Genomic DNA, 21,794 nt, shown 5'->3' on the forward strand with positions numbered 1-21,794 from the left:
CGCGGCATGCTTTAGAGGTTTTCAGCTCGATTGGAAAGCCGTTTGCAGTATGGCTTTACAGGGTGCTGATGAACTTGCGCATTTCGTTGGAGCGAGTGCCCAGCATCAGGACGTTCTTGAGCGCAATCTTCGGATCATGCGTACGAAAAAGCAGGCCATCCCGGTGCATGGTCTTGTCGATCTTCACAGTTTTGTCGGCTGCCATATCCATGGCGACGGCGAAATACATGCGCGAATGGCGGGGATCAATGTTTTCGAAGAACTGTTCGTCGCCACATAGTTCCGAAAAGAAATTGGCGAAATAAAACGACCAGTTGACCTGCTTTTGCATGTCGAAACTGGTGCGCGACGCTGTCACGTGGCAATAGCCCAGATGCGGGCTTGCTTCGATAGTGCGGTGAAACACCATTTGTGGAAAACGGATGGAGCTGTGAAACGAATTCAGTCGCGAATGGGTCATTTCACCGGCGGTTTGCAACTTGCGACCGGTTATTTCCGCGACTTGATCATGCGTCAGATAGCGTGGCTCTCGGGGAACCCACTTTTCTTCATAGCGCGCTATTTTACCGGTGCGCAGAAAATCGGAGTGGGCAGTTTTCGAGCGTGAAGGCGCCGCGATACGGGCATTCGCATCGAAGTAACGAATCTGCGTTCCCTTCTCCATCGGAGAGCTCCTTTTGCCGGTCCACATATTTTTACGGGAAGGGGGTTAAGATTTTCTTGTTGCATGGTTGTGAGTGTTAACAACTGCGAGGACGGCGTTTGTGTCATATTGCGACGGATTTCCCCGGGAAACGACGAATAAGCTGCTGTTTTCGAAACGAAATTACTTGTTCTAGCATTTAATTGCCATGTCGCAATTTGTCGCCAATGCGGAAGCCGATGTCGCTGTATGTGGTGCTGAAGATCATCGCGAATGATTAGATAATTCAATGTAACGCGGCATATGCTTGAAGGCGGACCGCGACTTTTCGAGGACATGGCCATGGATTTGCGTGAAACCGTATTGCGCCAACTGAAAAACCGCCGTGAAGGCTTCACTTTGGAGCAGCCTTTCTACGTGGATCAGGAGTATTTCCAGCTTGATATGGAAAATATCTGGTATCGCGACTGGCTTTTCGTTGCCCATGATTGCGAAGTTCCGAAGGCTGGCAATTATCTCACCGTGCAGATCGGCGACTATGCTGTCGTCATCGTTCGCGGCAAGGATGGCGCCATTCGTGCGTTTCACAACTCCTGCCGTCATCGCGGGTCGCGCGTCTGCAACAGCCAGAAGGGGCAGTCGGCCCGCCTGGTCTGTCCTTATCACCAGTGGACCTATGATCTGGATGGCAAGCTTCTGTTCGCCCGCCACATGGGCGATGATTTCGACAAGGCCAATTTCAGTCTGAAGCCAATCGCTTGCGAATCCGTGGCCGGTTACGTCTTTATTTGTCTTGCAGAACAGCCGCTGGATTTCGCGCCGATGCGCGCCGAAGTCGAAGCCTATATGGCACCGCACCGCATATGGGAGGCCAAGGTCGCCCACGAAAGCACAATTATCGAAAAGGGTAACTGGAAGCTCGTCTGGGAAAACAACCGCGAATGCTATCACTGCGCCGCCAACCACCCGGAGCTCTGCCGCACCTATCCTGAAAACCCCAGCGTGACGGGTACCGATGGCGGGGCTAGTGATCCTGAAATCGGTGGTCATTGGGCGCGCTGTGAAGCGGCGGGTCTACCCAGCCGTTTCAAGATCGATCCAATGGGTCAGTTCCGAGTGGCACGCATGCCGCTGATTGGAGAGGCCGAAAGCTATACGATGTCAGGCAAGCGTGCCGTGCGTCGTCCACTCTCCGATGATGTGGCCATCGACCACATCGGTGCGCTACTTCTGTTCCATTACCCCACGACCTGGAACCACTTCCTCGGCGACCACCTCATTTCCTTCCGGGTGCTGCCACTTGGGCCGCAGGAAACGCAGGTCACGACGAAATGGTTGGTGCACAAGGATGCGGTGGAGGGCGTCGATTACAATCTCGAAGACCTGACCCATGTCTGGAACGAGACCAATGATCAGGATCGACGGATTGTCGAGGAAAATGCCTTCGGTATCCGCTCGCCTGCCTATGAGCCCGGCCCCTATTCGATGGAAGACGAGGGTGGTGTCATGCAGTTCGTGAACTGGTATTCCGATTTCATGATCGGCCGTCTCTCAGGCGACAAGCAAAAACTCTCGGCTGTCGCATGACGGCAATGAACATGAAGACGACATACAAGCATATCGATGAGATGAAGCCGTGGAGCGACAAGCTTCACATGCTGGAATGCATTTCAGTCACGCCCGAAACGCCTGACGTGATGACATTCCTGTTTCGCTCGGAAGGCACCAACTGGTTTCGCTATCTGCCGGGCCAGTTTGTGACGCTGGAATTGCCGGTGGGGCCGGAGCCGTTGTTTCGCACCTACACGCTGTCATCCACTCCGTCGCGTCCCTATGCGGTGGCGGTGACTGTGAAGGCGCAGGCCACAAGCGTCGGTACACGCTGGATGTTCGATAACCTCAAGCCGGGCATGAAAATCCGGGCGCTGGGACCGCTTGGAGATTTCTCCTATGTGCGTCATCCCGGCGACAAATATCTGTTCATCTCGGCGGGTTCCGGCGTTACGCCAATGATGTCGATGGTGCGTGATATGAGCGACCGCGCACCGCAGAGCGATATTTCTTTCATCAACTGCTCGCGTTCGCCCTCCGATATCGTCTTCCGGCACGAGCTGGAATATCTCGCCCGCTTCATGCCCAACCTGTCGCTCGGTTTCATCGTCGAGAATTGCGGCCGTACCGATCTCTGGTCTGGGCTGAAGGGCATGGTGGACAAAGCCAAGATCGCGCTGCTGTCGCATGACTTCATGGATCGCACCGTTTTTTGTTGCGGGCCGGGGCCGTTTATGGCCGCGATCCAATCAATGCTGGAAGCCTCTGGCTTCGATATGGACCGCTACCATCAGGAGAGTTTTTCTCCGGCAGCGCCAGTAGTGGTTGGCGAAAGCGATTTGCCTGACGACGGCGAAGTATTGGCAAAAATCGGCTTTACACTGTCAGGCAAGGATGTGCCATGTCAGCCGGGACAAACGATCCTGATGACGGCTCGTGCCGCAGGCGTTCGTATCGGTGCTGCTTGCGAATCTGGCATATGCGGAACATGCCGCGTGCTGAAAATATCCGGCGAAGTGGAAATGAACCACAATGGCGGCATTCTCGATGAAGATATCGAGGAAGGTTACATCCTCGCCTGCTGCTCGCGACCTTTGACAGACGTGCAAGTAGAAGCCTGATTATACTTGGCTCCATTTCGCAGATTCTAACCGTTGAGGTGTCTTTTGTACGTCAAAAAAGGCATGGGACGCTACAATGGAACCAATATCGAGTTTTCTCGTTAGTTGACCATCAAAGCGCGGTCTCGACGCGTAGTATCATAACGGAGGAAATCCATGTTGAATTTGCGCAAGACCAGTGTTGCGACAGCCTTTATCATGCTTTTGACGAGCTTTACGCCGTCTCAGGCATTCCAGGCCCCAGTTCCTATGGTAAAGCCTATTCAGTCAACAACGACGACAACGGATAATGTCGTGCAGGTGCAGTACGACGGGCAGCGTCGTATCTACCGCGATCGCAATTTCCGCAACCGCGACCGTGATTTCCGCCGCCCATCGTACCGTCAGGGCTATTACAATGGTCACCGCGGCTACCGTGACCGTCGCCCCGGCTATCGCCAGCACAATGGCATGTGGTTCCCGCTCGCAGCTTTTGCGACCGGTGCAATTATCGGCGGTGCAATGTCGCAGGGCCGTCCGGCTTACGGCAGCAGTCATCAGCAGGCATGTGCAAGCCGTTACCGTTCGTACCGCGCGTCTGACAACACATATCAGCCAAACAATGGTCCGCGCAGACAGTGCATTACCAACTAATCAGTGATTTCAGAAGAGCCCGGCGAGTGTCGGGCTTTTCCTGTTTTATTTATTGAGAGCCCATCAAGTGACTGTGAACGTACTGTTAATGCTGGGTTCAGCTAACAATTTATAATCTGAGTAATATATAAAAAGCTCGCATTTCGTGGGTTGGAATACCGAAAGAAGAACATCGTTATTCACAATGCGCCGGCAGAGTAACCGGTCGTGGATGGAGGAAATCAGATGCAAAATTATGTAAAGACCGTTTGGGCTGCAGGCTTCTCGGCGTTGATCGCTGCGGGCTCGTTCGTGCCAGCACAGGCAATGCCGATCAATGTCGCTCCGCCTGTTGTCGACAAGGCTGATAGTGGTGTCGTGAATGTTCAGTACTGGCGTGATCGCGGTTATAGGCGAGATTACGGCGGCGGTTACTACAGAGGCCATCGTGGCTATCGCGACTACCGCCCTGGCTATCGCCACCACAATGGTTACTGGTTCCCGCTCGCAGCATTCGGTGCTGGCGCCATCATCGGCGGAGCGCTGTCTCAGCCGCGTGAAGTCTACCGTCCGGTGCCGGAATATCGTCCACGTCCGGTCTATCGTGCAGCGCCACGCGTCGGCGTGAGCCAGAGCCACGTCAACTGGTGCTTCGGTCGTTATCGCTCTTACGATGCCTATAGCAACACGTTCCAGCCTTATAATGGCCCACGTCAGACTTGCTATTCGCCTTACGGCTGATCGATTGACAGGTTGAAACGACAAACGCCGTCCGGCTCCATCCGGGCGGCGTTTTTGCGTCTAGAGAATACCGGCGCGGCGCAACACGACCCATGCAAAAAGGATTGATGCGACGATGAAGCTAGCCGCATAGGTCGTACCGCTCGTGCCTTCGGTGAAGGGAAGGGCTCCGGTGTTCATTCCGAAAAAGCCCGTGACCAGCGTTGGCGGCAACAGAAACGCCGTCATCAGCGACAAAATGTAGAGGTGGCGGTTCGTCTCTGAAGACAATTTGGAATCGACTTCCTCATGCAGCAGGCGTGCGCGGTCCTGAAGTGCATAGACGTCGTGATCGACGGCTTCCAGCCGCCCCGTCAGGCGCGTTGCAACGTCTTCGAAACCGGCTGGCATATCTTCTTCATCGGCTGCGGATACCCTTCGCATCAATGTCAAAACCGTGCGCAGATGCCGATGCAGGCGCACGACGGTGCGCCGTACGGGCGCCAACCTGCGGCGCTCGTCGCGCGGGGTGCTGTCATAGACGATATCTTCGATGGCGTTGAGTTCTTCGGTGGTTTCCATCACGAGTGCAATCAGGCTTCGTTGAAACTCGGCGACCATGCCTTCGAAAACGTGAGAGGGCGTGGAAAACCGCTTGGGGTTTTTGTCGATCGCCGCCCGCAGTCTGTCCACGGAGCGCAGCGGCTGTAGCCGGGTGGTGATGATATAGCGTTCGGTGAGAGCAAAATGCAGCCAGCCAATATCACGTGTCTCTTTATCGAACTCGCGCTGGAAATCCACCAGCGTTCCATAGATCGCGCCATCATCCACGACGATGGACGGGTGGGTTTCATGCGTCGTTAGGCTAGCCTTTACACTCTCGTCAAGGCCCGGCATCGCCTCCAGAAAACCTGTGACGCGCGTGTCTGCCAGATTGAGATGCAGCCAGAAAAAACCGTCTTCAGCCTCCAGCTCGCTAAGCTTCACATCCGGGGATAGGCGGGTGCAAGGCCCGGTGGCTGGACGGAAACGATAGGCCCAGACGAGACCGGGTATGGCGGGAAAAGGGATATCCATGGGCGTGATCCTGAAACGGCAATCGCGATGGGGAGCGGCGCAAGGCTCCGCTTATGCGACAGTCTATGCAGACCAGAGTTTTATGACAGTTTGATCACAGTCAGCTGATCCGGCCACGGGATTTTTCAAATTGACGTTTACGTAAAAATCAATTAGCCCCGAAGGTAATCGCATTGCAAGCTGACGCTTCGGGAGGAGGCAGGATGTATATCGCACCGGTAGACGATATTGCTTTTACGCTGAAACATGTGGCGGGTCTGAAATCCGCGCTCGACCAGGGAGCGTTTGGTGAGCTTGATGAAGACACCGTCGATGCCATTCTCCATGAAGCCGGTCGTTTTGCCACCGATGAGGTCGCACCGCTGGGCGATATCGGTGACAAACAAGGCTCCAAGATGGTGGATGGCGCGGTGCGCACACCCGATGGCTGGGCTGACCTTTATCGCCGCTGGGCCGAAGGCGGCTGGAACGGCCTGACCGCACCGGAAGAGTTCGGCGGACAGGCGCTGCCACATCTGTTGAATGTCGCAGCACTGGAAATGTGGAACTCCGGCTCCATGGCCTTTGCGCTCTGCCCGACACTGACGATGGGTGCGGTAGAAGCCATAGCCGCTCATGGCAGCGGAAACCTCAAGGCCGCCTATCTCGAAAAGCTGGTGTCCGGCGTCTGGACCGGCACGATGAACCTGACCGAACCGCAGGCTGGATCGGACCTTGCCGCGTTGAAGTCACGGGCCGAGCGCGTCGGTGATGGCAGCTACCGGATTTTCGGCCAGAAGATTTACATCACCTGGGGCGAGCACGACGCGGCCGAAAACATCATTCATCTGGTGCTGGCACGCCTGCCGGATGCGCCTGCCGGCACACGCGGCATCTCGCTGTTTCTTGTCCCGAAATTTTTGCCCGATGCGGCCGGTAATCCCGGTGAACGTAACGATCTGTTCTGCCACGCGCTTGAGCACAAGCTCGGCATCCACGGATCTCCTACCTGCACGATGATTTTCGGAGATGGCCGTTATGGTGCCGAAAAGGGTGCCATCGGCTGGATTGTCGGCGAGGAAAACAAAGGCCTCGCCTGCATGTTCACGATGATGAATAATGCGCGTCTGGCCGTTGGCATGCAGGGTGTCGCGATCTGCGAAGCGGCGACGCAAAAGGCAATTGCCTATGCCAAGGAGCGCACGCAGGGCAAGGCGCCGGGCGCCAAGGCGACCGGTATGAGCCCGATTATCGAGCATCCCGATATTGCCAGAACGCTTTTGACGATGAAGGCGCTGACGCAGGGGTCTCGCGCCATTTCCTTCTCTTGCGCCCATGCCATCGACATGAGCCACGCGACAAGCGATCCCGCCAAGGCTAGGTTCTGGCAGGAGCGTGCGGCCCTTTTGACTCCCATTGCCAAGTCCTTTTCCACTGATGCCGGTGTGGATGTTGCCTCGCTTGGCATTCAGGTTCACGGCGGCATGGGCTTCATCGAGGAAACCGGTGCGGCTCGCTACCTGCGCGACGCCCGTATCGCGCCGATCTACGAAGGCACGAACGGCATTCAGGCCATCGACCTCGTCACCCGCAAGCTGCCGCTCTCCGAGGGCGCGCAGGTACGCGGCTTCATTGCCGAGCTAAAAGAGCAGGCCGAGGCAGTGAGAGCGTCGAATACACCGGAGCTTGGCGAAACCGCGCGCTATCTTGACCGGAGCATCATCGATCTCGAAGAGGCAACCGAATGGCTGCTGGATGCCCTGGCAAAGGGCGAAACATCAGCAGCACTTGCCGGTGCTACGCCGTACCAGCGACTGTTTGGACTGGCGCTAACGGGTGCCTATCTCGCCAAGGGTGCTCTGGCATCTGTTGACGACGGGCAGGGGGCAAACCGCACGGCCCTATGCCGCTTTACCGCCGAAAACCTTCTAGCAGAAACCTCTGCCCTGAAGGATCGTGTGATTTCCGGCGCTGCGAGCCTTGAAGCGGCCCGCGCCGTGCTGGGTTGAGGAGTTCCCATGTCTGCCGACCATATTCTCGTTGAACGTCCGCAAGCCGCACCCGGCGTGCAGGTCATCCGATTCAACCGCCCGGATAAGAAGAACGCCATCACGGATGCGATGTACCGCACCATGATCGAGGCATTGCAAGCGGCAGATGCGGATGATGATATCCGTGTTGTCGCCTTTCTTGGCTCCAACGGCTGCTTTTCAGCGGGCAACGACATGGCCGATTTCATGGCTTTTGCCATGTCCGGTGGAAAGGGACGGTTGGCAGCGGGGGATTTCCTGCACGCACTGGTCAGCGTCGGCAAACCCATCGTCTCAGGTGTCGATGGCTTGGCCATTGGCATCGGCACGACACTCAACCTGCATTGCGACTTGACCGTCGCGTCGAGCCGCAGTCTGTTCAAGACACCCTTCGTTGATCTGGCGCTGGTGCCGGAAGCTGCCTCCAGCCTTCTCGTGCCGCGCATTATGGGCCACCAGCGTGCCTTTGCGCTTCTGGCCGCGGGCGAAGGGTTTTCTGCCGAACAGGCGCTTCAGGCCGGTCTGATCTGGAAGGTGGTTCCCGAAGCTGACGTCGAGGCGGAAACCTTGAAGATTGCTGCTTCGCTGGCAGCAAAGCCGCCACAAGCGCTGAAGATCGCCCGTGATCTGCTGCGGGGTGACGGTGCGGATGTGCGGGCGCGGATCGACGCGGAGATCGTGCATTTTGCAGCGCAGTTGCAAAGTGCCGAGGCGAGGGCGGCCTTTGAGGCGTTCATGCGCCGTTAAGCGTCGCTGAAGAAAACTGGCAGTCTTTACGGAACCGGAAGAGATGGCGGTTATTCCCTCGAATAATGTCCATCTCGTAGAAAGCCGCCGCCATGCGCAACCTCGTTTTCACAACGCTTGCCCTCATGTCTTTCGCTAGCTTCGCGGAAGCAGCAAGCTTCCAGCCGCCTCAGATGTCGCAGCCAGCGCAAAGCGATGTCATCGAGGTGCAGAATTTCAACAGCCAGGCTGGGCCGTCGAACCGAAACAACAATTCCGACCGTCGCCACCCGCGCTTCGTCTGCGTGGTAACGCCGCCGGAAAGCGCCAACCGCTCGCGTCCTTACGTCTGCCCCGTGCAGCAGGGCCGCGTCGGCGGACGCTGCCGCTGCAACGGCGTGGTTGGTAATGGCAACATTGATACGGCCTGGTAAGGCCTTACTTCTCCAAGGTCGCGACAGCTTCGACATGCGGCGACCATAAAAACTGGTCGATAGGTGTCACACTGGTAATGCGGTAGCCGCCCTCGACCAGAATGGAGAGATCACGTGCCAGTGACAGCGGATTGCAGCTGACGGCAACGATCTTCTTGACCGAGCTGCGAGCAAGCTCCTTGCACTGGGCTTCGGCACCCGCACGTGGCGGATCGAAGACTACGGCGTCGTAGTTCTTGAGGTCCTTGACGGTCAGTGCGTGGCGGAAAAGGTCGCGCTTTTCAATGGTGACGGGTTTGAGCCCCTGCGTGTTGCGGGCCGCCAGATCAAGCGCCTTCAGCGCTTTTTCTTCGGTTTCCACCGCATGCACTTTACCAAGGCGTGCAAGTCGCAGCGCAAATGTCCCGGACCCACTGAACAGGTCCGCAATGCGTTTTGATTTTCCAACATGGCCCAGCACCAGATCAGCCATGGCATCTTCGGCCTGCTTGGTGGCCTGCGCAAAACCGCCCGATGGCGGCGAGATATTGACGCCGTCAAATTCGATGACAGGTTTCTGCGGCTCGATCAGGATTTCACCTGCGAGTGAAACGCGGGCGATACCGCGCATCGACAGCACGATTTCCGTAACCGACCGTCTCTGTTTGTCACCGGCAGACTTTATGCCCTCGAAAGAAATATCAAGCCCGGACAGCGTCTCCATGACGGTGATACGAAACGGCTCGGCATTGGCGGCGAGTGGCGTAGCGATGGCGCGGATCGCATCCAGACGGGATACGATACCATCGGTCGTGACGGGACATTCCTCGATAGCCACGATGTGATGGCTGTTGGCCTGGCTGAAGCCCAGCAACAGGCCTTTTTCGGTCTTGCGGGCGGTGAAGATGACACGGCGTCTTTCGCCGGGACGACATTGCACGAGTGCGCCGACTTCCACATCCAGTCCCTTGGACTTTAGTGCTGAAACCACAAGGCTGCGCTTAAAGACGTGATAGGGCTCATCGGCAAAGTGCTGCAACGAACAACTGCCGCACGTGCCGTTCTTTCCATCCGGGCCGAAGTGACGGCAGGCTGGCGCGCGCCGCTCCGGTGCCGGGTCAGCAATCGACATGATGGTGCCCTGGTCCTTGACACGGGCAATCGCCACGGTCTCTCCGGGCAAAGCGAACGGCACGAAGACAGGACCATCGGCAGAGTGCACGATGCCGTCGCCCTGCGCCCCGAGGCTTTGTATCTTGACGGTTTGGGCGGTCATGGCTTCCGGCCTCCGAGAAGAAACTCTTCGTTTCCGTCACCGCCCGCGATCGGCGAGGGGATGAGGCCGAGGCTGATCCAGCCCATGTCTTCCACCAGCCAGCGCTCAAGCTCTGCGGCAACCGCAGGTGCAGTTTCCGGTTCCTTGAGGAGACCTGCCTTGCTGATGGCGTCCCGCCCAGCCTCGAATTGTGGCTTTACCAGCAATACGGCCAGTGCGTTTGGCTCTGCCAGTTGCAGGGCAGGTGCCAGCGCCAGCTTGAGCGAGATGAACGACACATCGGATACGATGAAGCTGATCGGGCGATTGTCGATATCGTCGCTGGTCAGAAAGCGTGCGTTGAAACCTTCGATGCTGGTGACGCGCCTGTCGTTTTCGATGCGAGGGTGAATCTGGCCATGGCCGACATCAATGGAAGTGACGTGGGACGCGCCGCGTTTCAGCAATACTTCGGTGAAGCCGCCCGTCGAGGCGCCGACGTCCAGACATTCGCGATTGCGTGGGTCAACCTGAAAATGGTCGAGCGCCGCAACCAGCTTCAAGGCTGCGCGCGAGACATAATCCTGCGCGGGATCGCTGACCTCGAAGACGACATTTCCGGGAAATGTCAGACTGGGTTTGGTGACGACCTTGCCGTTGACGCGCACGGTGCCGCGCGCAACAGCGTCGCGCGCACGGGAGCGGCTGGCGAACAGGCCGCGTGATACCAGAAGCTGGTCCAGCCGGTGATTTTCAGATGAATTAGACATGGCCGTGTCAATGACTGTCAAAAGCCCGGAAAGCAAGCGTTTTGTAAGGCTGCTCCCGTGAGTGGAGCATGAACGGTGATTTCAGCGACGTGTATCCATTATGGTCATTCCGCGCGTTTAAGCGAAAATAAACGGCTTGATGGCATGGTCTCGTAAAGCTGAGTTAAGGCTCAACATTGCCGCCATGAAGGCGGGCCTCCCCAATGCAGTAAGTGGTAGCACAGATCGTTTTACGATCGGTCACACCTGAAGCGTGTCGAAAGAGCTCTCGATGTCTTTGAAAAATCTACCCATCAACTTGAAGCTGGTTGCCACGTTCGTTGCCTTGATGGCGGTATGTCTGGTGGCGTCAGCGGTTGTTTTCCTGCAAACGATAGAAGCCAAGAAAGTTTCCGGGCAGCAGACGAACACAGCTAAGATCATTTCGAACGTCGATGACGCGAAGGCGGCGATGCTGGAGCAGGCGGTCAATCAGCGTGGCTACCTGCTGTTTCGCAGTGACAGCACGTATAATGACGTGTTTGCCCAGCGTGAGCTGATGCTGAAAAAACTGGATGAGGCTCGCGCTCTGGCCGTCGGTCAGCCGGAAATCCTGAAATCCATCGACGACATGCAGGCGACGGCAACCGTATTTTATACACAGCTCGGGCAGCCACAAATGGCGGCCCGAAAGACGACAGAAGCACCGATCTCGGAAATCATCGAAATTGGTCGCAATCAGGCCAAGGGTCAGTTGGACAGCTTTCGTTCTGCCGCTGCAAAGATCAAGGAACAGTTGACTGCGGCTTCAACTGTCCAGGTTGCTATTCAGGAAAACGCTCACCGTAATCTTGAACTGGCACTTCTGGGCGGCGGCGCTGCCGCTGGACTTGTCGCTGTACTGCTCATCTGGGCTTTGTCGCGCGCCATCGTGGCACCGATCGTCGGGATGACGGATGCGATGGGCCGCCTTGCCGGTGGCGATACGACTGTGGACGTTCCTGCGCTCGACCGTGGCGATGAAGTCGGCAAGATGGCCAAGGCCGTTCTGGTCTTCAAGGAAGCCAGTATCGAAAAATCCCGCCTTGCAGATGAAAGCGACCGCATGCGTTCTTCGACCGAAGCCGACCGCCGCCGCAACGAAACGGAAAAGGCACGGGCTGACGCCGAGCAGACTTTTGCCAGTGAAGAACTGGCGAAAGGCCTTCAGTCTCTCGCCGATGGCAATCTGGTCTACCGCATCGAGACGCCGTTTGCAGAATCCATGGAGCCTTTGCGCATCAACTTCAACACCTCGCTGGACAAGCTTCAGGAGGCTCTTCGAAACGTGGGTGAAAATGCATCTGCCATCAATGCTGGTGCTTCCGAAATGCTGTCATCCGCCGACGATCTCTCCCGCCGCACCGAACAGCAGGCGGCATCCATCGAAGAGACGGCCGCTGCGCTGGAGCAGGTCACGACGACTGTCCGAGACAGTGCAAAGGGCGCTGAAGAGGCGAGCGCTCTGGTTCAGCGCGCTCGCTCTGGCGCGGAAAACTCTGGCATCGTCGTTCGCAAGGCTGTGGCAGCCATGCAGGAAATCGAAAAGTCGTCCGGTGAGATTACCAATATCATCGGCGTTATCGATGACATCGCGTTCCAGACGAACCTTCTGGCGCTGAATGCCGGCGTTGAAGCGGCACGCGCCGGTGAAGCGGGCAAGGGCTTTGCAGTTGTGGCACAGGAAGTGCGTGAACTGGCACAGCGCTCTGCCAATGCTGCCAAGGAAATCAAGGCGTTGATCAGCGCATCCAGCACGCAGGTCGAAAACGGTGTGAACCTCGTGGGTGAAACCGGCAAAGCCTTGCAGGCGATTATTACCGAAGTCGAGGAAATCAACTCGCACGTCGCAACCATCGTCACAGCTGCCCGCGAACAGGCAACCGGCCTGCAGGAAATCAACACGGCGGTCAACACCATGGACCAAGGCACGCAGCAAAATGCCGCCATGGTGGAAGAACAGACTGCCGCCAGCCACGCCTTGGCACGGGAAGCCGAAAGCCTGAACGAACTCATCGGTCAGTTCAATCTCGGCAATGGTTCGCGCCCAGCCGCAGCATTCAGACCCGCACCGCATAGCGTACCGCGGTCTGCGTCCGTACCGGCACCAAAGCCAAACTACTCTGCTGCACCGCGTCCGGCCGCAAAGATTGCGCAGCCCACTGCGCGTCCAGTTTCGTCACCCGCGCGTGCACTTGGACAGAGCCTGGCAAAAGCCTTTTCGCCAAAAACCGAGGCCGCTGCCAAGCCGGTTGCTCAGGATTGGGAAGAGTTCTGAGACCAGTTACAGTCTGACAGACAAAACCCGCCGGGATCGCTCCGGCGGGTTTTTTGTTGTCTTGCAAGAAGCCAGAGACTTCATAAAAAGACAATTAACCGGCCACGCCAAGCCCAGCCTGCGTCTGACCCAGCGCATTGAAAACGGTGGAGACGATGCCTGCCCGGTCCAGCCCGGCGTTGGCATACATGATCTCAGGCTTGGCCTGCTCGACCCACTGGTCGGGAAGCGTAAGCGTGCGGACCTTCAGACCGGTATCGAGAAGACCGGCACTGGCCATGAAGTGCAGCACATGCGCGCCAAAACCGCCCGCCGAGCCCTCTTCAATAGTAACGAGCACCTCGTGGTGGCTGGCAAGCTGGCGAATGAGGTCGAGGTCCAGCGGCTTGGCAAAACGCGCATCGGCAACGGTCGTGGAAAGTCCAGCCGCGTCCAGATCTTCCGCAGCAGCCAAGCATTCCGCAAGGCGCGTGCCAAAGGACAGCAGTGCGATTTTTGTGCCCTCCTTGACGATGCGACCCTTGCCGATTTCCAGAATTTCGCCGCGCACAGGCATTTCGATGCCGACACCTTCACCGCGTGGGTAACGAAAGGAAATGGGACCTTCGTCATAGGTGGCTGCCGTGCGCACCATATGTTTCAGCTCCGCTTCGTCCGATGCGGCCATCACCACCATGCCCGGCAATGTGGCAAGGAAGGTCGTGTCGAAGGAGCCGGAATGGGTGGGTCCATCAGCGCCGACGAAACCGGCGCGATCTATCGGGAAGCGGACAGGCAGGCTCTGAATGGCAACATCATGCACCAGCTGGTCGTAACCGCGTTGCAGAAAGGTGGAATAGAGCGCGCAGAACGGCTTGTAGCCGTCGGCAGCAAGGCCCGCCGCGAAGGTCACCGCATGCTGTTCGGCAATTCCAACATCGAAGCTGCGTGTGGGGAAAAGCTCTGCCAGCTTGTCCAGTCCCGTGCCGTTGGGCATGGCGGCGCTGACGCCGACAATCTTGTCGTCAAGCGTCGCTTCCTGGATCAGCGCTTCGGCAAAGACGCTGGTATAGCTCGGTGCATTCGGCTTGGCTTTCGCCTGCGCGCCGGTGATCACATCGAATTTGTTGACGCCATGATATTTGTCGGCAGCGGCTTCGGCTGGCGCATAACCCTTGCCCTTCTGCGTCACGACATGGATCAGCACCGGGCCTTTCTGGTTGTCGCGCACATTGCGCAGCACGGGCAAAAGATGCTCGAACGAATGACCGTCTATGGGGCCAATATGATAAAAGCCAAGCTCCTCGAACAGCGTGCCACCGGTGACATAGCCACGTGCATGGGTCACGGCGCGAGTAATGGCACGATCGATGGTCTTGCCGAGATAGGCCGTCAGCTTCTTGCCGAAATCGCGGAAGCCCATATAGGTGCGACCGGATGCCAGACGCGCGAGATAGGCGCTCATGGCACCCGTCGGCGGCGCAATCGACATGTCGTTATCGTTGAGGATGACGATCAGGCGCGCATCCAGCGCACCGGCATTGTTCAACGCCTCGAACGCCATGCCAGCCGACATGGAGCCGTCGCCGATGACGGAAATCACCTTGCGGTCGCTGCCATCCAGTTCGGCGGCCACGGCCATGCCCAGACCGGCGGAAATGGAGGTGGAGGAGTGACCAGCACCGAAATCGTCATATTCGCTTTCCGCGCGGCGGGTGAAGCCGGAAAGGCCACCCTCTTGGCGTAAAGTGCGGATGCGATCGCGACGACCGGTGAGGATCTTGTGCGGATAGCACTGATGACCGACATCGAAAATTAGCCGATCCTCGGGTGTGTTGAACACCTTATGAATTGCAATCGTCAGTTCCACCACGCCGAGGCCTGCACCCAGATGCCCGCCGGTCGTTGACACGGCGTCGATCATCTCATCGCGCAATTCCCTTGCCAGCTGCGGCAGGTCGCGATCCTCGATCGACTTGAGATCGGATGGGAATTTCACCCGGTCAAGCAATGGTGTCTCTGGCATTCCGGTCAATCGTTCGGCCTTCGTATTTTGATGTTCGATCCGCGCCTCCAGATGGTGTGCACGCTGGACTTCGACAAGACTGAATTCGTTTTAACGAATTTCAACCCTGCGGCAAAGGGACAAACTCCTCTTCATCCCCCGGGACGATGTCGAAGCGTCCGGTTCTCCACTCTTCCTTGGCTTTTTCTATGCGTTCTTTTGATGACGACACGAAATTCCACCAGATATACCGCTTGGAATTGAGTGCCGCGCCGCCAAAAATCATGATGTGGCAGCCAGCTATGCCGCCTTTCAGGGTTATATCGTCACCAGCGCGAAACACGATCAGTTGATCAGCCGCAAACACATCGCCGGCCACTTCAAGGCAACCCGAGAGAATATAGATTGCCCGTTCCTCATGATCGGCGGCGAACGGAAATTTGACGCCCGCACCGAGCGTCAGGTCGACATAGAGTGTATCGGTAAGAGTCTTGACCGGAGACGATATCCCCGCAAATGAGCCTATGACGACACGGCCCGATGCACCTGTCTTATCGATGACAGGCATGGCATCCCGCCCGGTATGTGAAAAATCCGGCGCGATCTCTTCCTTGTTATCGGGCAAGGCAAGCCATGTTTGCAGGCCCGACATGGAAAGCGGATGACCGCGCAGGTTTTCCGGCGTTCGTTCCGAATGGACGATGCCGCGCCCCGCTGTCATCAGGTTGATATCGCCCGGCCGGATGGTAAGTTCGGTGCCGAGGCTGTCGCGGTGCTTGATTTCGCCATCGAACAGATAAGTGACTGTAGACAGCCCGATATGTGGATGCGGTTTCACATCCAGTGCTTCCCCGGCCTTGAGAATGGCAGGGCCCATGCGGTCGAAAAAAATGAACGGACCGACAAGTCGCCGGTCTCGTGTGGGCAATGCTCGTCTTACCGCAAAACCGCCAATATCGCTCGAACGCGGGATGATAAGGTTCTCGATGGCATCACAGGCGAAGGCATCGCCTACGGCGGGATCATTTCCGGGAAAAAACGACATGGTAATCTCCTGCGATGAGCCCGCATATTACCATGATCCGCAGCGTTCGTGAGGAAGCAATAATAAACGGTTTGTTCTAGTGCCGCAGCCACATGGAAGGGCAGGGGCCAGCGAGCTTACTCGCCGTCCAGTGGCTCCACGCCCACCGGCTTGCCCGCACGGTCCAGACGAATTTTCTCGATGCGCTTTTCAGCAGCCGTCAGCAGGGTTTCGCAATGTTTTTTCAGGGCTTCGCCGCGCTCGTAAATGGCGATGGATTCGTCCAGCGCTACGTCGCCGCGCTCCAGACGGGCGACAATGCTTTCCAGCTCGGCGACAGCCTTTTCGAAAGAATAACCGCTGACATCGGCTGTGTTGGCATTTTCCGTCATGTTCAACCCTTCATCATTCTCAAAATATGCATGGCTGCCGATTCCGCCAACCCTTCCAGATCATAGCCACCTTCAAGCAGGCTGACGACCCGGTTCGCGGCGAATTTGTCGGCCATCTCCAGAATTCGCCCCGTTGCCCAATCGAAATCATCGCCCACCAGATTGATCTGCGCCAGTGGATCGCGGTGGTGCGCATCAAAGCCTGCGGAGATAATAATGATATCCGGGGAAAAATCTGACAGCGCAGGCAGCACGCGCGATTTGAACGCTTCGCGAAAGTGGTCGCTACCGGTATTGGGCGAAAGCGGCGCGTTGACAACATTGTTTTTGATGCCGGTCTCTTTTTTATCACCACTCCACGGGTAAAGCGGCATTTGGTGGGTGGAGCAGAACAGAACAGATGTGTCGTTCCAGAAAATATCCTGCGTACCATTGCCGTGGTGGACATCCCAATCAACGATGGCGACACGTTCTGCGCCATGCACCTTCTGCGCATGGCGTGCGGCGATGGCGGCATTGTTGAACAGGCAGAAACCCATGGCCTTCTCGGTCTCTGCATGATGGCCGGGCGGGCGGCTGGCGACGAAGACGTTATCGGCCGCACCGGAAAACACGTCATCCACCGCCGCCATGGCAGCGCCGATGCCGGTCAGCGCCGCTTGCAGGCTTTTGGGTGAGGCATAGGTGTCGGCTTCGATGCGGTTGATCTCGCCGTCGTCCTCGGGAATTTGCCGCATGATCGAAATCAGATGACTCTCCGGGTGCGCCAGCAACACAGCATCTTCATTTGCCTGCGGTGCTTCTTTCCGCTCCAGCCGCTCGAAATTCGGATGCTCCAGCGCGATGTTGAGCGAGCGCAACCGGTCCGGTCGCTCCGGGTGCCCTGCAGGCGTTATGTGTTCCAGGAATATCGGGTGCTCGTAAAGCCGTGTGGCCATGGCGGTGACTCCTGAACTTGGGCAGTTGGCAGCGTTATGCGCGTTGCGGCAAAAGTGGATATCCGGCTATGACAGCGCGGCCAGCCAATGCTGCAAGAACGGCCTTGACGACGTCACCTGGAATGAAGGCCATGGAGCCAAGGAAGGCCTTGTTGAAACCGATACCCGCTGCAAAACCGAGATAGGTGATGCCGAATGCGTAAAGGACGATTACGCCACCGGCAACACTGGCCAGAAAGAAGCTGCCGACTTGTACGAGGCTGGATTGATCTCTGTTGACCAGACGCTCAGACAGATATCCGGTGGTGAAGGCCGCAGCGATCCAGCCGATCAGAAAGCCGGTCGTCGGAGTGTAAAAAATGGAAAGGCCACCGCGACCGCCCGACAGCACCGGCAGGCCGATAGCGGCGATAAGGATGGTGAGCAGCACTGCCAGCGTGCCACGCTTTGCGCCCAGCACCACACCGGCCAACATTACGCCGAGCGATTGGGCTGTGATCGGCACGGGAATGAAACCTAGTGGTATTGGTGGCAACAGGCCAAGCGCGATGATGATGGCTGAAAACAGCGAAATCAGAACGAGGTCACGGGTCTTCATGCAATGGTTTCCCTCTAAATATCCGGAGACGAGGTTTGGCCTCTGAAGCCGCGCGCGTCAATGGCGTCGGCAATGGCATCAGCATCCTTCAACGTCATAATGATGAGCGGCACCAGAATAGTATATGGCCGTACCCTCATCCCGCGAGCGCGATGCGCATCCTGCAACGTCTCGAAACGATTGATGACCTCTGGCACAAAACGAACGACGAGGCCAACCGCGAGGCCAACATCGGCAGCATTTGCGAGCCCCATTTTTTCCAGGGGGCGAAGCGCAAATGCGATCTCATCCATGAACTGCGAAATGCTGACGCTTGCCGTTATAGCCGTTGCTAGCAGCGTTAGCGCCGTCAACCGAAACAGGGCAATCGTCGCATCCAGCGCCGAGATCAGCAGGAAACTGAAAACGGCGATGATGGCGATGGTCAGCAAAACAGGACGCAGGCGCGCCACAGCTTCGCCAAAGCCCAGATGCGCTTGCCACAGTACAAGCCCCGCCAAGGCAACGGCTGCTGACAGGATGAGCGGATCGCGGGTGAGGAATAGAGCGATGCTGAAGAGCGCAAGGCCCGCAAGTTTGATGCGCGGCGAAAGCCGATAGAGCCTGCCTGTTCCTTCGACGTGAAGGCTTTTCATGTCAGCGCCAATTCGCGGTAAAGACGAATGGCGTCAGTGGGCGATGCATCGGCGTGAAGCCTGTTGCCATGGAACAGAAGCACGCGGTCAAAACTCTCCAGCAGCGGCAGATCGTGGGTAATGACGATCAAATCCTCCTCTAGGGCGGCCATGGTTCGCTCCACCAAAGCGCGGTTCTTCAGGTCCAACTGGTTGGTCGGCTCGTCCATAATGAGGATTTTCGGGCTGGTGATAGCCAGCGCGGCCAAGGCCGATAGCTGCAGTTCCCCACCGGAAAGCTCATGTGCGCGGCGCTTTGCCAGATGTTTGATATCGAAACGCAGCAAGGTGGCGTCTACCGCCGCATCGATGGCCGACGTGTTCAGCCCCTTGTTTTTCAGGCCAAAGGCGATGTCATCGCGAATGATAGGCAAGATGATCTGGTTCTGCGGGTTCTGGAAAATGAAGCCGACATCCTTGAGAACGGCTGGCCCGTCCTTGATCGTATCCAGCCCATTGACAGTTACATGGCCGCTGGTGGGCTTGGTCAGGCCGTTGATCATCCGCGCAAATGTAGTTTTGCCTGAACCGTTGAGGCCGATGATGCCGATGCGACTTTCGGTCAGCACAAGCGACAGCGGTTCGACAGCCGCTCTGCCTTCAAACGCCACGCCTGCCTCGTGAAAACGAATATCCAACTGCCGGTCCCCAAAATGCGCTTACCGTTCTATAAACGCAGGGGAGGGTAAACGAAATAAGGAACAAAAAAAGAACATTGATTTTTCAGTCCCGCAACCCTAGGCTTTTGCCATGGCGATTCTGATTTCCAACGAAGCAGCACGACGTATTTTTCTGGCGCGACAGGGGCTTTCCGCATCGCCCAGTTGTGCCATGAGCAAAGCCGATCTGCTGAACTTGATCACGAACCTCGGCTTCGTGCAGTTGGACAGCATTGCAACGGTGGAGCGGGCGCACCACCAGATCATCTTTTCCCGCAACCAGACCTACAAACGTCAGCATCTTACAGACCTGTTGGAGAAGGATAGGGCGCTGTTCGAACACTGGACGCATGATGCCTCTATCCTGCCTTCGGCCTTCTACCCCTACTGGAAACATCGCTTCCGCCGTCGGGAGCCAGTTATTCTGGAACGCTGGCGCAGGTGGCAAGGGGAGGGGTTCGATGCGGCCTTCGAGGAAACCTATCGCCGCATTGCTGAAAATGGTCCTGTCATGTCACGGGATATGAAAGCCGAGGGCCATCAATCCGGTGGCTGGTGGAACTGGCACCCGTCCAAGACCGCGCTCGAATATCTCTGGCATACCGGTAAACTGGCCGTGGCTGGCCGGGTGAATTTTCAGAAGGTCTACGATCTCGCAGAACGCGTCATTCCGGCTGAACATCACGATAAAGAGGTCCACCATGACGAGTTCGTGGACTGGGCCTGCCGCCAAGCGCTGGCGCGGCTGGGCTTTGCGACATCAGGAGAAATCTCAGCCTTCTTCGATATCATCTCGCCGCAGGAAGCGAGGCAATGGATCGCAACCCATCGTGAAGAATTGTGCGAGGTTTCTCTGGCGTCCTCAGATGGCGGCAAAGACCGCATATCCTATGCTTTCGAAGGATTTGCCGTTGATGCCGAAGCAGAGATCGCGCCGCCCAACCGCATCCGCGTCCTCAGCCCGTTCGATCCGCTGCTGCGCAACCGCGCCCGAACCGAGCGGCTGTTCGGTTTCTACTACCGCATAGAAGTCTTCGTGCCGGAGCCGAAACGGCAATACGGCTATTACGTCTTCCCGCTTCTCGAAGGGGACAGGTTGATCGGTCGGATGGATATGAAAGCGGAGCGCAAAGGCGGAACGCTGGATGTAAGGCGCCTCTGGCTCGAAAAAGGTGTGCGTCCGTCTTCAGGTCGTCTTGCCAAGCTGGACGCGGAGCTGAACCGGCTGGCTAAGTTTACGGGTGTGGAGAGCGTGCGGTATCTGGATGGCTGGTTGGAGTGATATCGGTCAGCTTCCGCCTTTGGGCACCGGCGGCGCAAAACGGAGGGCCCCGGCAATCCTGTTCCAGGCGCTGATCTGACCAATGGCGACCGTCAGATGGGTCGTTTCGGCGTCGCTGAAGACGGTACAAAGCTCGGCATAGGCGTCCTGTGGAATGGGTTTTGCATCCATCCGCGCCAGATATTCGGCCCAAGCGAGCGCTGCTCTTTCACGGACCGAGAACAGACCGGCATCGCGCCACACGGCCAGCAGGTCGAGTTTGCTGGCGGCGACACCTATCTTTCGCGCTACGTTCAGATGAAGCTGGGTGCAGAAAGCGCAGCCGTTGATCTGGGAAACGCGCAGCTTGACCAGTTCTGTCAGTTCTTTTTCCAGTCCGCTATCATCAATAGCCTTCCCAAGCGCGGCGAGCGCTGCAACGGCGCTTGGAGCGGTTTTTTGAAATGTTTCATAGTTAAACGGAGCGGAATGGCGCGGGGCGGTCATGGTGGATTTCCTCTCGATTGTCTGTATTGTAAGAGTGCTGATAACATATAAGAGTTCTTACAATGAGTCGAAAAACCTTTCAACCGGATTTGCCGCAGCCCGGCGATGGAAAGCGCGGTAGCGACGGTTATCTAGGCTATCTTCTTCGGCAGGCGGCCCATGCCTATCGTGTTCAAGCCGAACAGGCTCTAGCTGATGTCGCTCTGACACTGCCACAGTTTTCAGTGCTGACCATGCTTGCCAGCTATCCTGGCCACTCCAATGCCGATCTTGCTCGTCTAGCTCTTCTGACGCCGCAGACCATGAGTGTCATTGTCGCCAATCTACTCAAGGCTGGATTGGTGGTGCGACAGGATCATGCCGTTCATGGCCGTATTCGCCACATCGTGTTGACGGAGAACGGTCTGACCGTGCTCACTCTCGCCAAGCAGCGGGTTTATGCGATTGAGAATGACATGCTGGAAGGCCTGAGCGACGCAGAGGAACAGACCGTGCGCGACTGGTTGGTCCGAACTGCGAAAGGCTGATCGAGAGGGGAACCGGCAGCCGGATCAGGAAATCCGA

At 57.2% G+C, this 21,794-nt stretch carries 22 protein-coding genes; 10 read left to right on the forward strand and 12 right to left on the reverse strand.

The genetic code is table 11. The annotated features are described in order from the left end of the window. Nucleotides 1-55: 55 nt before the first annotated feature. The gene (locus ATO67_RS15990) at nt 56-664 is read right to left on the reverse strand and encodes a DUF6656 family protein (RefSeq protein ID WP_067651456.1); all 609 of its coding nucleotides are present in this window, start codon (nt 662-664) and stop codon (nt 56-58) included. Between the two features lie 321 nt (nt 665-985). On the opposite strand from ATO67_RS15990, the gene ATO67_RS15995 reads away from it, so the two are divergent. From ATO67_RS15995 to ATO67_RS16010, 4 genes are all read left to right on the forward strand, one after another. Next, on the forward strand, nt 986-2,230 hold the full coding sequence (locus ATO67_RS15995) for an aromatic ring-hydroxylating oxygenase subunit alpha (protein WP_067651954.1): 1,245 nt from the start codon (nt 986-988) through the stop codon (nt 2,228-2,230). Nucleotides 2,231-2,241: 11 nt separating this feature from the next. After that, nucleotides 2,242-3,315: an FAD-binding oxidoreductase gene (locus tag ATO67_RS16000; RefSeq protein WP_173645946.1), complete on the forward strand. Its 1,074-nt coding sequence runs from the start codon at nt 2,242-2,244 to the stop codon at nt 3,313-3,315. 156 nt (nt 3,316-3,471) lie between these two features. Further along, nucleotides 3,472-3,948: a BA14K family protein gene (locus tag ATO67_RS16005; protein ID WP_067651458.1), complete on the forward strand. Its 477-nt coding sequence runs from the start codon at nt 3,472-3,474 to the stop codon at nt 3,946-3,948. Between the two features lie 225 nt (nt 3,949-4,173). Further along, nucleotides 4,174-4,668: a BA14K family protein gene (locus ATO67_RS16010; protein WP_067651460.1), complete on the forward strand. Its 495-nt coding sequence runs from the start codon at nt 4,174-4,176 to the stop codon at nt 4,666-4,668. A gap of 60 nt (nt 4,669-4,728) precedes the next feature. Here ATO67_RS16010 and ATO67_RS16015 read toward each other — a convergent pair whose 3' ends face one another. Further along, on the reverse strand, nt 4,729-5,724 hold the full coding sequence (locus ATO67_RS16015; protein WP_067651463.1) for a transporter: 996 nt from the start codon (nt 5,722-5,724) through the stop codon (nt 4,729-4,731). A 203-nt stretch (nt 5,725-5,927) separates the two neighbouring features. On the opposite strand from ATO67_RS16015, the gene ATO67_RS16020 reads away from it, so the two are divergent. The 3 genes from ATO67_RS16020 (at nt 5,928) to ATO67_RS16030 (ending at nt 8,893) form a co-directional block, all read left to right on the forward strand. Further along, the gene (locus ATO67_RS16020; RefSeq protein WP_067651465.1) at nt 5,928-7,712 is read left to right on the forward strand and encodes an acyl-CoA dehydrogenase; all 1,785 of its coding nucleotides are present in this window, start codon (nt 5,928-5,930) and stop codon (nt 7,710-7,712) included. Between the two features lie 9 nt (nt 7,713-7,721). Then, nucleotides 7,722-8,480: a crotonase/enoyl-CoA hydratase family protein gene (locus ATO67_RS16025; protein ID WP_067651466.1), complete on the forward strand. Its 759-nt coding sequence runs from the start codon at nt 7,722-7,724 to the stop codon at nt 8,478-8,480. Nucleotides 8,481-8,572: 92 nt separating this feature from the next. After that, nucleotides 8,573-8,893 (forward strand): hypothetical protein, encoded by a 321-nt coding sequence (locus ATO67_RS16030; protein WP_067651472.1) that lies wholly within the window; start codon nt 8,573-8,575, stop codon nt 8,891-8,893. Nucleotides 8,894-8,897: 4 nt separating this feature from the next. Here ATO67_RS16030 and ATO67_RS16035 read toward each other — a convergent pair whose 3' ends face one another. Both ATO67_RS16035 and ATO67_RS16040 read right to left on the reverse strand, forming a co-directional pair. After that, complete coding sequence (locus tag ATO67_RS16035) at nt 8,898-10,148, reverse strand: class I SAM-dependent RNA methyltransferase (RefSeq protein ID WP_067651474.1); 1,251 nt, start codon at nt 10,146-10,148, stop codon at nt 8,898-8,900. Then, entirely contained in the window at nt 10,145-10,897 is a 753-nt protein-coding gene (locus tag ATO67_RS16040; protein ID WP_067651961.1) for a TlyA family RNA methyltransferase, read from the reverse strand. Before ATO67_RS16040 ends, ATO67_RS16035 begins: the two co-directional genes overlap by 4 nt. 271 nt (nt 10,898-11,168) lie before the next feature. Here ATO67_RS16040 and ATO67_RS16045 point away from each other — a divergent pair, with 271 nt between their 5' ends. Beyond that, nucleotides 11,169-13,193 carry a methyl-accepting chemotaxis protein gene (locus ATO67_RS16045; RefSeq protein WP_067651476.1) on the forward strand — a complete coding sequence of 675 codons (2,025 nt, stop codon included), beginning with the start codon at nt 11,169-11,171 and terminating at the stop codon, nt 13,191-13,193. Nucleotides 13,194-13,287: 94 nt separating this feature from the next. Here the strand turns inward: ATO67_RS16045 and dxs are convergent, their stop codons facing one another. From dxs to ATO67_RS16080, 7 genes are all read right to left on the reverse strand, one after another. Then, on the reverse strand, nt 13,288-15,198 hold the full coding sequence (dxs, locus tag ATO67_RS16050; protein ID WP_245304006.1) for a 1-deoxy-D-xylulose-5-phosphate synthase: 1,911 nt from the start codon (nt 15,196-15,198) through the stop codon (nt 13,288-13,290). Between the two features lie 100 nt (nt 15,199-15,298). Beyond that, nucleotides 15,299-16,222 (reverse strand): pirin family protein, encoded by a 924-nt coding sequence (locus ATO67_RS16055; protein ID WP_067651483.1) that lies wholly within the window; start codon nt 16,220-16,222, stop codon nt 15,299-15,301. 116 nt (nt 16,223-16,338) lie between these two features. Continuing rightward, nucleotides 16,339-16,593: an exodeoxyribonuclease VII small subunit gene (locus tag ATO67_RS16060; RefSeq protein ID WP_042618153.1), complete on the reverse strand. Its 255-nt coding sequence runs from the start codon at nt 16,591-16,593 to the stop codon at nt 16,339-16,341. Between the two features lie 2 nt (nt 16,594-16,595). Continuing rightward, on the reverse strand, nt 16,596-17,531 hold the full coding sequence (locus tag ATO67_RS16065) for a histone deacetylase family protein (RefSeq protein WP_067651485.1): 936 nt from the start codon (nt 17,529-17,531) through the stop codon (nt 16,596-16,598). A 34-nt stretch (nt 17,532-17,565) separates the two neighbouring features. Then, complete coding sequence (locus ATO67_RS16070) at nt 17,566-18,129, reverse strand: biotin transporter BioY (RefSeq protein ID WP_067651488.1); 564 nt, start codon at nt 18,127-18,129, stop codon at nt 17,566-17,568. Between the two features lie 14 nt (nt 18,130-18,143). Beyond that, complete coding sequence (locus tag ATO67_RS16075) at nt 18,144-18,764, reverse strand: CbiQ family ECF transporter T component (protein WP_067651490.1); 621 nt, start codon at nt 18,762-18,764, stop codon at nt 18,144-18,146. After that, nucleotides 18,761-19,441, reverse strand: a complete 681-nt coding sequence (locus ATO67_RS16080; RefSeq protein ID WP_067651493.1) for an energy-coupling factor ABC transporter ATP-binding protein — start codon at nt 19,439-19,441, stop codon at nt 18,761-18,763. Before ATO67_RS16080 ends, ATO67_RS16075 begins: the two co-directional genes overlap by 4 nt. A 112-nt stretch (nt 19,442-19,553) precedes the next feature. On the opposite strand from ATO67_RS16080, the gene ATO67_RS16085 reads away from it, so the two are divergent. Next, nucleotides 19,554-20,744 (forward strand): winged helix-turn-helix domain-containing protein, encoded by a 1,191-nt coding sequence (locus tag ATO67_RS16085; RefSeq protein ID WP_067651495.1) that lies wholly within the window; start codon nt 19,554-19,556, stop codon nt 20,742-20,744. A 6-nt stretch (nt 20,745-20,750) separates the two neighbouring features. Here ATO67_RS16085 and ATO67_RS16090 read toward each other — a convergent pair whose 3' ends face one another. Next, nucleotides 20,751-21,230: a carboxymuconolactone decarboxylase family protein gene (locus tag ATO67_RS16090; protein WP_067651497.1), complete on the reverse strand. Its 480-nt coding sequence runs from the start codon at nt 21,228-21,230 to the stop codon at nt 20,751-20,753. 62 nt (nt 21,231-21,292) lie between these two features. Between ATO67_RS16090 and ATO67_RS16095 the strand changes: the two genes are divergently transcribed. Beyond that, on the forward strand, nt 21,293-21,757 hold the full coding sequence (locus ATO67_RS16095; RefSeq protein ID WP_067651498.1) for a MarR family winged helix-turn-helix transcriptional regulator: 465 nt from the start codon (nt 21,293-21,295) through the stop codon (nt 21,755-21,757). Nucleotides 21,758-21,794 lie beyond the last annotated feature (37 nt).

Source organism: Agrobacterium bohemicum, assembly GCF_001562555.1.
Lineage (GTDB): Bacteria > Pseudomonadota > Alphaproteobacteria > Rhizobiales > Rhizobiaceae > Agrobacterium > Agrobacterium bohemicum.